This is a genomic window from Vibrio sp. QJM3NY_21, assembly GCF_057785975.1.
The window spans coordinates 1768430-1780458 of sequence record NZ_CM173513.1; the positions used below are offsets into that span (position 1 = coordinate 1768430).

General features: G+C 42.8%; 12 protein-coding genes. 3 read left to right on the plus strand and 9 right to left on the minus strand.

What is annotated here, in order from left to right; all coding sequences use genetic code 11:
- Window positions 1–107 precede the first annotated feature (107 nt).
- The 5 genes from AC3CID_RS08110 to AC3CID_RS08130 form a co-directional block, all read right to left on the minus strand.
- On the minus strand, window positions 108–1100 hold the full coding sequence (locus tag AC3CID_RS08110) for an ABC transporter substrate-binding protein (RefSeq protein ID WP_065205217.1): 993 nt from the start codon (window positions 1098–1100) through the stop codon (window positions 108–110).
- Between the two features lie 574 nt (window positions 1101–1674).
- Window positions 1675–2364 carry a P-loop NTPase family protein gene (locus tag AC3CID_RS08115; protein WP_488526369.1) on the minus strand — a complete coding sequence of 230 codons (690 nt, stop codon included), beginning with the start codon at window positions 2362–2364 and terminating at the stop codon, window positions 1675–1677.
- On the minus strand, window positions 2364–4463 hold the full coding sequence (locus tag AC3CID_RS08120; protein ID WP_488526370.1) for an SLBB domain-containing protein: 2100 nt from the start codon (window positions 4461–4463) through the stop codon (window positions 2364–2366). Before AC3CID_RS08120 ends, AC3CID_RS08115 begins: the two co-directional genes overlap by 1 nt.
- Window positions 4460–5296, minus strand: a complete 837-nt coding sequence (locus AC3CID_RS08125) for an OmpA family protein (protein WP_488526371.1) — start codon at window positions 5294–5296, stop codon at window positions 4460–4462. Before AC3CID_RS08125 ends, AC3CID_RS08120 begins: the two co-directional genes overlap by 4 nt.
- A 62-nt stretch (window positions 5297–5358) precedes the next feature.
- Window positions 5359–5688 carry an STAS domain-containing protein gene (locus tag AC3CID_RS08130; RefSeq protein WP_004733793.1) on the minus strand — a complete coding sequence of 110 codons (330 nt, stop codon included), beginning with the start codon at window positions 5686–5688 and terminating at the stop codon, window positions 5359–5361.
- Window positions 5689–5999: 311 nt separating this feature from the next.
- Between AC3CID_RS08130 and AC3CID_RS08135 the strand changes: the two genes are divergently transcribed.
- On the plus strand, window positions 6000–6842 hold the full coding sequence (locus AC3CID_RS08135; RefSeq protein WP_171316356.1) for a DNA ligase: 843 nt from the start codon (window positions 6000–6002) through the stop codon (window positions 6840–6842).
- Between the two features lie 118 nt (window positions 6843–6960).
- Here AC3CID_RS08135 and AC3CID_RS08140 read toward each other — a convergent pair whose 3' ends face one another.
- Entirely contained in the window at window positions 6961–8331 is a 1371-nt protein-coding gene (locus AC3CID_RS08140; protein WP_171316358.1) for an MATE family efflux transporter, read from the minus strand.
- A gap of 161 nt (window positions 8332–8492) precedes the next feature.
- Here AC3CID_RS08140 and AC3CID_RS08145 point away from each other — a divergent pair, with 161 nt between their 5' ends.
- Complete coding sequence (locus tag AC3CID_RS08145) at window positions 8493–9101, plus strand: riboflavin synthase subunit alpha (RefSeq protein ID WP_488526372.1); 609 nt, start codon at window positions 8493–8495, stop codon at window positions 9099–9101.
- 184 nt (window positions 9102–9285) lie between these two features.
- Here AC3CID_RS08145 and AC3CID_RS08150 read toward each other — a convergent pair whose 3' ends face one another.
- Complete coding sequence (locus tag AC3CID_RS08150) at window positions 9286–9489, minus strand: CPXCG motif-containing cysteine-rich protein (RefSeq protein ID WP_054547753.1); 204 nt, start codon at window positions 9487–9489, stop codon at window positions 9286–9288.
- Window positions 9490–9600: 111 nt separating this feature from the next.
- The gene (locus AC3CID_RS08155; protein WP_054547752.1) at window positions 9601–10467 is read right to left on the minus strand and encodes a fructosamine kinase family protein; all 867 of its coding nucleotides are present in this window, start codon (window positions 10465–10467) and stop codon (window positions 9601–9603) included.
- A gap of 618 nt (window positions 10468–11085) precedes the next feature.
- Between AC3CID_RS08155 and AC3CID_RS08160 the strand changes: the two genes are divergently transcribed.
- Window positions 11086–11430, plus strand: coding sequence for a DUF3802 family protein (locus AC3CID_RS08160; RefSeq protein ID WP_004733787.1), 345 nt, complete (start codon window positions 11086–11088; stop codon window positions 11428–11430).
- Between the two features lie 99 nt (window positions 11431–11529).
- Here the strand turns inward: AC3CID_RS08160 and AC3CID_RS08165 are convergent, their stop codons facing one another.
- Window positions 11530–12015, minus strand: a complete 486-nt coding sequence (locus tag AC3CID_RS08165) for a C40 family peptidase (protein ID WP_488517938.1) — start codon at window positions 12013–12015, stop codon at window positions 11530–11532.
- Window positions 12016–12029: the final 14 nt, after the last annotated feature.

Sequence of the window (12029 nt, forward strand, 5' to 3'; positions counted from 1 at the left end):
CGATGAGGTATCGCCTGTGAAAAGGGCTCCGAATCATGAATAACATCAAGTATAGCGACGTTATTTCCGTATTATTGAAGCGTATTGCTTGTTATTAAACCAAGCTCTTACAGCTCTGCTTCAACTTTCTTAGCGACTTCTTGAGAAACCCATGGGTGCCATATTTCCGGGAACTCACTCAAGAAATGGATACTCGCTTCTTCACCATCCGCTTGGTTGTCTTCCATCCAAGCAAGAAGTGAGTTCATTTTGTCGTTAGTGAAACCACGTTTAGTGAAGTAGTCGTAAGCCTCTGGTGCTCTCGATGCGAAGTCTTCTGTAGTGACTGTGTGCACTGGTGAAGGCGGGTACATGGTCGCTTTAGGTGAATCACAGTCTTCTTTAGTGGTACAAGTTAGGAACTCTTGTTCATTAACACCACTGCCAAAGTCAACTTTAACCATGTCGTATTTACCTAGAACGGCAGTTGGCGCCCAGTAGTAACCAAACCAAGCTTCTTCGCGCTCATAAGCTTTTGCGATAGAGCCAGATAAGCCGGCACTCGAGCCTGGATCAACAATCGTGAAACCACTGTCTTCCAGCTCAAGAGCGTTAAACAAGTTTCCGGCGCTGATCTGACAGTTCCAGCCTGCTGGGCAACTGTAGAATGCTGATGTATCTGGGTCTTCAGGGTGCTTAAACAAGCTAGCGTTTTTACGTACACCTTCGATGGTTGCCATCTCTGGGTATTGTTTAACTAAGTAAGCTGGAACCCAAAAGCCTTCTTCACCACCATTCACAAGTGCTTTACCTGCGTAGCGAAGACGTTTTTCTTGGACACCTTTGTCCAATGCATCTTTTAAGCTGTTGCTCCAAAGCTCAGGTGCAACGTCAGGCTGACCTTTTTCAATCATAGATGTGCCTGTTGGCATAGTGTCGCCAGGGATAAGTTCGGCATCACAGCCGTAACCATGTTCTAGGATGAATTGGTCGATATTGGCGATCAATGTTGCAGAGTTCCAGTTCATATCTGCGATTGTTACGCTGCCACATTCTCCAGCGTTAGCATTACCGCTGGCTGCTGCTACTAACAAAAATACGGAGCTTAACTTGTATTTCATATTGAGTTTCCTTTCTCTTTAATAATACAACTAAGGTAACCAAGGTAAATCGATTATCTAAATTGCTCGATGGTGATCCTTTCCGTGTATTTGAACCATTTGAGCAGAAGGAGGGATGGGTGAAGTTTGAATAGATAAACGTGCAAAGTCAGTGAAGTGTGATTTGCCAATTCATCCACTGTGTTTCAACAGCCATCGGATAACTTTGTCAAACTATTACAAATTCGTCAAAAACCACCTCTATTTATAATCTTAGGGAATAATCGTACGAATTCCATCTTTGATGCGATTTACATGGCACTTTAACCGTCTGTGTCACATTACCGCTAAAGTTAGGCATGGGGCTGTTGATTTCTGAAGGGATTTAAAGGTGGTAAGACCATGGTTGGCGTGTGTGAAATGCGTTGAATGGTTTTTAAAATCTTATTTTCAATAATAATTTCGCCAAAAACACCCAATTTGGTTTTGGGGTATTTAGAGCTGTCGCGGCATGAAATTTAATAGGATAGGTGGCTGTCATGGTATCAATGACAGCCATACAGTTGTACAAGAAAGTTACAGTGGCGCGGAAAAGTTACATCGGTAGGTTTAAAAATTCATTTTGATACAGCTTGCTTGCCAAGCTATCGCGAAGTTTAGTTGGAAGGAATTTCATTCGATTGATTTGTCTTACCAACTCTTGTGCAAAGCTAGGAGTTTGTTTCATGTTCATCACACTGCCCATTAGATTGATACTCTGTGCATCAAGCAGCTTTTTCGCTTGTTCTAGGTGGTGAGTTGACGTTTCACCATAGGCGACAACCATCAATGTGCTGTCACAGGCACTCGCAACAGACTGTGCAGGGATATTCCCTTTGTTAATGTTGAGAAGCGGTGAGGTATCAATGATGACTCTATCGTATTTCTCTAACCATTTGTTCACTACTGTTTGTAGCGTTGTCGGGTCTTTATAAGCAAGCTGTGTTGATGCCACTTGAGGTGCCGGGACACCAATGAACATCCGGTGAGACTCAACATGTTCTATTAACTGCCCCTGTTGACTGTCTTCTAACATGTTCAAATCTTTGAAAGCGGGGTTGTATAAGTTGAGGTCAACATAAAGCGTGGAGTGACCAGCAAGAAGAAAACGTTCCGCTAATGCAGTTGCAACAGAGGTTACCCCGTCACCTGAGTGACAGGCCGTCACACAAATCGATTTCTGTCCGTTAAGTTCAGAAGCTAAATACAGTTGCTCGACTTCGGCATGGGTTGCTGAAATAGTCATTATAAAGCTCCTATTAGTACGATGGTGGTCGTAATACGTAGTATGTCATCTAATCCTACACGTGCTTTTTCGATAAAGCTTTCACGACGATCTGGGATGTAAATGGTGTCACCAGCGCGTAGCACAGGTAAGTTGTAAATATTGGCTGTTTTGCTGAACTCAACAAGGTCGAAGGTACGAGCTTGACCTTGGCAACAAGACATATTCACAATGGTAATTTTCTCTACGTAAGCATTGTCAGTAGGGCCTGCCGCTTCTGCCAATATATCTAGAATGGTCATGTTGTCGTTAAACACATAGCGACCTGGGTTGTTAATCGCACCAAGCACACGAACTGTTTCTTCTTTCGGTGTGTCTAACCAGTTCTTACCTTTCTCTGGGATATAAATGGTGTCACCCGTGGTTACATTGGGCAGTAATGATTCGTCACCGGTTTCAAAGTACAGTGAAAGATTGAGTTTGCTTACTTTAGAGTAGGTTTTATCACGATGCGTGACACGAACGTTGTGTATATCGGCATCCTTAGTAGGGCCGTCTGCTGCAGACAAAATGTCTAGAAAGTGCATGTCTTTGGTAAAGCGGTAACGACCCGGCGCATTCACTTGTCCAAAGATATAGATCGAAGCATCAGAGCTTTGACGTACCCATTGAGATTTATTGTCCGAAGGGTCTTGTGGTAAGTCGTGGACACGGACGATAGATCCTGCACGAATTTGCGGCATCAGATCTCGTGGCGCGCCATTTCTGATGAAATCATCAAGATTAAACACAACCATCTTTCTACCCGTCACAACTTCAATTTTTGAGGTGTCAGCACGTAACGTAGGACCGCCGACGTGAGCCAATAATCCCATGAAGTTCATTTCATCTGACCATTCAATACGACCAGGTCGGTTGACTTCACCGATAACGTTAACCGCTCTGTCTGGTGCAATCTTCAACCAAGACTTCTCGTTCATGTCGGTTTTCTCTGGAACGAAAATAGCGTCACCGGCTTTAATGCTCGGTGGATTAGAGTTAGGTAGACCTTCTGTGTAAGCCGCTAAATCGAATTTAAGCACTCTGCCATCCGCCTTGATCACACGTATTTGGCGCGATTCTGCAAATCGAGTCGGACCGCCAGCATTCGCAAGGATATCCATGAAGGTGGCGTCTCTTTTTCCTTCAAAAGCACCGGGAGCGGCAACTTCACCCATAACGTAAACCATGTTGGCGCCGGATTTGATCTCTTCTTCTTGCTTCGGTACAAAAATGGTTGCACCCGGGCGTAAGATTGGAAGTAGGCTTTCGTCACCAGAATCTAAATAACGTTTGAGGTTGAACAACGTAGGCGTGTTATTTGAAATTACTCGGATTTGCTCAACACTGGCATAACGAGTCACACCGCCCGAGCGCATTAGTACGTCAACAAGATCGGTGCTCTCTTTATAAGTGAACGAACCCGGTGCGTTTACCTCGCCAAATACTTTAATTGAATTGCGAGAATCGGCACTATCACCAGAGTTAGCAAGCTTTGCTGCGTCGAACTCTTGTTCAATGTTACCGACTAATGGAGAAGCTGGAACGAACAATGAATCCAGTGATTGCAGAGTAGGTAATGTCGACTCGTCTCCTGAATCAAGGAAACGTTTGTAGTTAAACTCTTTCTTGTCCGCGCCTCGCTTAAGAATCAATTTGTCCAGTTGTGCTCCCGGACGTAATCCACCGGCTGCGTAAAGCGCCATTTGGATGCTAGAGCCCAATGACAGTGTGTATTCGCCAGGCTGTTCTACATAACCTTGAACGTAAATAATGATTTGTTGTTCTTTGACGTACACCGAAGCATTCGAAAGATCTTTATAAGCGGTAGCCAGTGATTCTAGAACGACTTTGTTAAGCTGCTCACTGTCATAACCGGCAACAAATACGGCGCCAACTTCAGGAAGGGTAATACGTCCACGTTTATCCACTTGGAACCCTGTGTTCAACGTACTTTCACCGGGTACGTTAACTTGGATAAGGTCACCGACTTGAACCGCGTCTGAAAACTCTTCGCTCGCATTCACGACACTCGTAAAGCTTAACGATAGGGTGATGATAAAAGTGATCAATAATTTCATAATCCACCTCCCATTTTCTCGGCATTTTTAGGGGAGATAATTTCGATACTCACTCGGCGGTTAGTTAAACGCGTACCGTCTGATTCGCCTTCAAAAAGAGGAACCGTTTCACCAACAGACACGGCTTTAATTCGCTGAGCACCTAAGCCAAAAATAGTCAGGTAGCGTTCGACTTGTTTAGCACGTCCAAGTGCCAAATCATCGTTAAATTTTTCGGTACCCGTGGCATCGGCATGACCCGTAACTACAAGGTCTAGAGATTTATGCTCTTTCAGTAGTGTGGTCGCCTCGGCAAGTCGTCCCATGTACTTGGGATTGACTTCGGTAGAGTTTTCCGCGAATTGGTTGTCAACGTTAAGCAGGTCGTACAACTGTTCGATAACCGACAATTGCAATCTAAATTGGTTTTCATTTTTTGGTGGTTCACAGCGGGCTTGTGAGGTCACATAGTCGAGTTGGACTTCAAGTTCATTTAAGCGTTTTCTTTGAATGACTAGGTCGTTGGCCGCATCTAGAAGCAGGCCACCTTGCAGTTCACGAGCGATACGATTTTGCTTCTCTATCGCTTGCACAACAGCAGCGGGGAAGCACCAACGTGCGCCTTCTTGAATCAAGGCATCAAGATGTAATTTAGCCAGTTGCCAATCAAAACGTAGTCCGTGTTCAGGACCAAGAGGTTCGTCTGGCATGACAGGAGAAAAGTCGGAATTTTGGTAGTTAATAGAGTCATAACTTTCAGCCAAACCGCCGGTGCCTTGTTCAGGGTAGCTAGTACAGCCACCTAGAACCAAAGCAGACAGAGAAAGGGCTATGTAGTTTTTCAGTATTTTCATGCCAACGTCCTATGTTTTTACTTTTTATTATTATGTTTTGTTACTTCTAGCTTAGTGGATCTTCATGAATTTGTAGGATTTTTTGAATTTACTGGAATAGCGTGGCCAATGCGTAGCAAGTTCATAATTTCAAGAGGCTGGCCAGTCACATTTTCAAGTCGCATGTTGCGCTCACGCTCAGTTAGGCGTTTGAACATGTAAACAATCGCGCCAACACCAGATGAATCTAAAAACTCAACTTGGCTAAAATCAACTTCGATTTCAGGGTGGCCATCATTTGAGATTACATCGTCAATATCGGTCTGAGCATCACGGCTACCTGCTGCATCTAAATCACCGAAGATAGAAAGAGTCAGTGTCGTTGTATTTAAATCAATCTTACGTAGTTCCATAGCGATATCTCCTTTTGAGTATGAATGGACAATTGCACTGAATGTGCCAACTTTTATGTTTATATTTTTCAATAACTTAAATAAAACGCTAATCTCTATCTCATATTGAGAAAGTCGGTTTCTCAATATGAGAACTAAAAATGGGTGAACATTTGAGACCCATAAGTCATTAATTATATGAATGAAATTGAAAGTTAAATAAGGTTGATGTGTGGATCGCATCTTCTAGCAAAGGTTGTCTACCTACGTGTCAGAACGCTTAGGATTAAAGGCGTTTGTTGACCACTACAGATATCAATACGGAGCAGATGATGAGATTAACTAAATTGGCGATAGCAACTCTATGGGCGTGTTCGCTTTCTTCTCATTCATCCTATTTACCTCCCGACCATTTGGTACTGGCCAATACATACCAACAAGGCATTGATGTTTCTGAATACTGGAAGAGTGAAAAGCTTGATGGGATTCGGGCTCTTTGGGACGGACAACACCTTTATACTCGAAACGGGAATCGCATTTACTCACCGAAGTGGTTTACAAAAAACTTGCCTAAGGTACATCTCGAAGGGGAGTTGTGGGCAGGAAGAGGTCAATTCCACTTAGTCCAATCTACCGTCCTTGATCATACGCCTAGTGACGTAGCGTGGCGCCAAATAGATTTCATGTTGTTTGATATGCCAGGGGCTGCTGGTGATTATCAAAAGCGCTATTACAACATCTTGCATTGGGTAAGTACGATTGGAGAACCTCATGTCAGCTACATCGAACATGTACCGATTCACAATGAAGAAGCTCTTTTCCATCAACTCGATAATGTCGATGAGAGTAATGGTGAAGGTTTGATGCTTCGTAAGATCACCAGTCGCTATCAAGCAGGCCGAAGTAATGACCTTTTAAAGCTTAAAAGGCATCACGATGCGGAAGCCACGGTTATTGGTTACAAAGGTGGAATAGGGAAGTATAAAGGGATGATGGGTTCGATTTTGGTTCACACAGAAGAGGGTGTGGAATTTTATATTGGAAGCGGGTTCAGTGACCAGATGAGACTCGCACCACCTGAAATAGGCAGTCAAATCACCTTCCGGTATAACGGCTTTACGCAAAACGGAAAGCCCAAGTTTGCGCGTTTTGTTCGAGAAAAGAGTGAGTACTAATCTCCTGAGTATAAACTAATCGCCCCTAAATCATTTACAGCCGTAAGCGAAAAGAGCCCTGAAAATCAGAGCTCTTTTTGTATGTGATAACGGCGATACCGGTTTAGCGAGTACGAATCTAACGAGAGCTAAATTCTAGCTGAACATCATCGTCTTGTTTATGCATCCAATGCAAACGCATACCCAGCATAATGGCAGCTGATGTTAGGCCGATAATGAAACCAATCCAGAAGCCATGTGCGCCCATAGGTTCAACAATCCAATCTTTCATTCCTAAGATGTAGCCGATAGGAAGACCAAGTAACCAATACGCTACGAAGGTAATGTTGAAGATCGAACGCATGTCTTTGTATCCACGCAAAGCACCTGCAGCGATAACTTGGATTGCATCGGTACATTGATAAACCGCAGCGAACAACAGCAATTGCATTGCAACGGTAACTACTGCCGTGTTCTCTGTGTAAAGTAACGAAACCTGCTCTCTAAACAATACTGTTAATGCCGCTGTCATAAAGGCTGTTACCAAACCGACGATGATACCCACGTGTGTTGCGATTTTCGCACCTTCAGTGTTGTTTTCACCAAGCTTATGGCCAACACGAATACTCACGGCGGCACCGATACTCATTGGAATCATAAATACGAGAGAAGAGAAGTTAATCGCGACTTGGTGAGCGGCAACAACCAATGAACCTAATGGGGCAACTAATAAGGAAACCACAGCGAATAGCGTGACCTCGAAGAAGATAGCGGCAGCAACTGGAAAACCAAGTCTAAACAAACGAATTTGAGCTTTAAGTTGAGGTTTGTGGAACGTCCCGAAGATGTTGATTTTAGCCAAACGCTTTGATGTTAAAACATAGGCGAACAACAGTGCAAACATCACCCAATAGACGATAGCCGTTGCAACGCCACAGCCAACACCACCAAGAGCAGGGGCTCCAAGTTTCCCGTATACGAACATCCAGTTTAGCGGAATGTTTAATAGTAAGCCGATAAAACCGATCACCATGGCAGGCTTAGTTAAAGACATACCATCCGTAAAGCTTCGCAATGTTTGGAACAGCAAAAACGCAGGCACAGCAAACATCACCGCATTCATATAGCCGATGGTTTTGTCTGCCATGAGTTGCTCAATGTCCATCCATTCCAATATCAGCTGCGTTTGGAATAGCACGCCAATAATAGGTAACGAGATGACGAGCGCTAAAAATGCACCTTGCTGAATCTCAAATGGAATTTTGACTTGGCGGCCTGAACCGTTCAGTTGTGCAACAACAGGAACCAACGCCATCAAAAGACCTACACCAAATAAGATTGATGGTAGCCAGATACTTGCTGCAATCGAAACCGCCGCCATATCGATAGCACTTACACCACCGGCCATTACGGTATCAACAAAACCCATTCCAGTTTGTGCAACAGATGCGATCAATACTGGGGTCGCAAGTTTGATTAGATTCGAGGATTCTTCTTTGTAACGATGCACAAACAACTCCAAATAAGAGGGAAAATTAGAATAATAGTGTAGGAAAGGACATTCTGAAGGAATCAGAGGCAATGATCTTAAGCTTCCACTGGACGAATCATAAAGAAATGTCACAATAACTGCTATGAAAAACTGTTATTAGAATGCTAAATAGGAATCTTATGTTTACAGGTATCGTTCAAGGCATGGCAACACTGGTTGCAATAAACAAAAAAGAGCTGTTTCAGACTCATACCATTGAGTTAACAGATGAAATGGTTGAGGGATTAGCAATTGGTGCCTCAGTAGCTCATAACGGTTGTTGCTTAACGGTAACGGAAATTTCGGGCAATCAGATTGCTTTTGATTTAATGCAAGCCACATTGCGATTGACGAACTTGGGCCAACTGAATGTTGGTGACAAAGTGAATGTTGAGCGTGCAGCAAAGTTTGGTGACGAAATTGGCGGACATAGTATGTCTGGCCACATTACTCTGATGGCTAACCTCGTTGATGTGATTAAGACAGAAAATAACTGTACGCTTTGGTTTGAGCTGCCGCAAGAATCAATGAAGTATGTGTTGAGCAAGGGCTACATCGGCGTTGATGGTTGTTCATTGACAATCGGTGAAGTGGAAGATAACCGTTTCTCTGTTCACCTGATCCCAGAAACGCTGAATCGCACTCTGTTTGGCGGCCGTGAAGTAGGCGACCAAGTAAATATTGAGTTTGATCCTCAAACACAAGCGATTGTTGATACTGTTGAACGCGTACTAGCAAACCAGAAATAGTAGTGACGGTTTATCAATAGCATTTGCCCCCAAAGCGACACCAAGTAAAAGTCGAAGATATTAAAAAAGAGCACATTAGGTGCTCTTTTCTATTTTTGTGTATTTGTGTTTTTCTAGGCTAGCCTCAAAATCGAGGGGAAGCTCTAAATCGAAGCGTAGCTCCAACTCGACAAGAGAGTAGGTGTTAGAAGACTTGTTCGTCGTCTGCATCAATCGAGAGATTAATTTTGTCTCTGACTTCATCCACCTGCATATCGAGGTGAATGGCATTGCAACACGCAGGGCAATCGTCATAAAAATCTTGGCTCCCATTAGAAGCATCGAGCGTTATGCTGATTGCATGCCCACAGTGGGGGCACGAGACATGTTTCTCTGTGTATTTATGCATGGCTAATTCTCCTCACTGTATCTTGTCCAAATCGTATTAGCTTTAAAGATCGCAGTAGCTTGTATAGATCGTAGTAGCTTTATAGAACGACTTAGCTAGCTGTGATTGGTATTAAACGGCCTGTATCTTCTGAATACACGCCTCAGTTTGTGCTAAATATTCGCCGCCAAATTGATTGCAGTGGTTAAGAAGATGGTACAAGTTGTAAATGTCTTTCCGATCAGTATAGCCAACGTCGAGTGGATTGACGCTCTGGTAACCTTCATAAAACTCTTTTGGAAACCCATCAAACAATTCCGTTAACGCTAAGTCACATTCATGATCACCCCAATAACAAGCGGGGTCGTAACAGATTGGCCCAAAGGCTGAATTCGCTACGTTGCCATTCCATAGGTCACCATGAAGTAAAGAAGGGCGAGGATTGTGGCCAGCAAGACGCATATTCACCACATCAACGATGTCATCAATATCACCGAATTCAATGCCTTTCTCTTTTAGCAATTGCAGTTGGAAGCCGATGCGTTGTTCAGAGAAAAAGCGACCCCATTTCTTATGCCAAGGGTTAGGCTGAAGCGTACTACCGATATAATTATCTTGGTCACAACCAAACTCTTTTTGCTCGCCCCATTTATGAAGCTGAGCAAGCTGCACGCCGAAATCAAAGCTGTTATTACCCGTATCAAGCGGCTTAGTTGGCAAGTAATTGAGAATAATGAATGAGCATTCTTTGGTTTTACCAATCAGTACCAACTCAGGAACATAAACGGTGGAAGTTTCTCTTAACAAGCGTAAGTTCTCAGCTTCGATTTCAAACTTAGGTAAAAATTCTCGCTGGTTCACTTTTACGAAGTAGCGTTCATTACCATCGCTGATCATATAGCAATCGTTAATGTCACCACCAGAAACCTTGGTACGTTCAGTAATCTGAAAGTTAAATAGAAGAGTATCTGAAAGTTGTTGAGAAATGGCCTGCCACATAGGAAATCCTCAAAGACTGAAAGTTAAAAAATTGAAGGTTAGAAATACTGTTTGTTAGCCATAGTTTAGGATAAATTTGAGCAATTTATAGACGTACTCGTCAATGTTCTTATCTGTTCTTCACCTTATGTAGAATCAATTGGCTGATTTGTGAACTCGAACTGATGCAAGCTCTTTGAAATACAAACAGAAATTGGCAAGGCAAAGTTATAGAATTGTTTGGAACTGGCCTCACAATCGAAACGGTTTTGGTTGAAACAAACTGGAAAAGTAGTTGGAGCTTGTTATTGTCTACGCATCAACTTAAATGTGCTATTAGAGTAGGTTGAACGACTATAGTTAACGATAGGGCACGTGATCATCTCAACTTGCTAGCTAGCTCTTTATGACTCTTTAATAGCCGAGTAATGATGGCGTGCTGAGTCTGCAAGTATCTTGACCAACAGACATCTAGCGACACGTATATATTCAGCTATTGGTTTAATATTTAAGCTGAAATACTAACTAGGATCATTTTAATACGGTTTTTGATAATAAAGTGATGACAAATCGCTTCATTTACATAGTATTAAGCAAGTACGTATTAATCTGCTCTTGAGCTTAAAACGGAGATTTATTGTGGTTGTAGAAACCGATGGCTATTTGGCTCTTATCGAGCACTTATCGTTTAATCTGGATGTCTTTACAAATAGTAATGGCGATACAGGCAATGAGAGTGTTGAAGACATCATCACAGACATGATTTCAACAAACATCATGGCTATTTTTGAGCAAAATCCAGAGTTGCATTCGAGTGTTCGTTTTCAACTTTTGAAAGAAGCCGATGCTGTGGTAGCGGATTTAGGCGAAGTATTAGCGGGTGTATGGGCTAAGAAAGCGACCAACGAGCAAATTGTATTTCTAGATGAATACATCGCGCTAGTGAAGAATCTATTTGATTCTGCTGTCGCTAAATACGACTAACTATTTGTCCATTTCCTCGTTAGTCATTTTTTCACGATGATAGGCGTTTACGTCGTAGCTTTAAAAGTCACCTCGTTTAGCGGTCAAGTCTTTAAACCGCTATAAACGCCTAAAGTGCCAAAACTTAGAAGCCCAATAAGGGTTATCCAACCTCGAGATGATGACACCTTTCGATGTCGAAGCATGTAGGAATTGATTATTTCCTAAATACACACCTACGTGTCGTACCGTCATCGATGTTTTGAAAAATACCAAATCTCCGCTTGTTGCTTGCCCATAAGCTATTTCTTTTCCCTTTTTACTCTGATCTTTTGTGGTTCTTGGTAAGGCTTGTTGAGTTGCATTTTGCACGGCAATTTGAACAAAAGCGGAGCAATCTACGCCTCGAAATGATGTTCCACCAAAATGGTATGGCACACCTTTCCACTGCTCATACACACTCATATACGCATTGGTAGTCAATTGTTCTGACTTTGATAGGGGTTTCTGTGCGGTTTGACTAAGCTGAGAAGGGTGTGGAGTCGAGCTACAAGCAGCCAATGTTGCTAAAGTTATTGTAACTACAGCCATTTTTCTGAATTTCATATGTAACTCTTCTG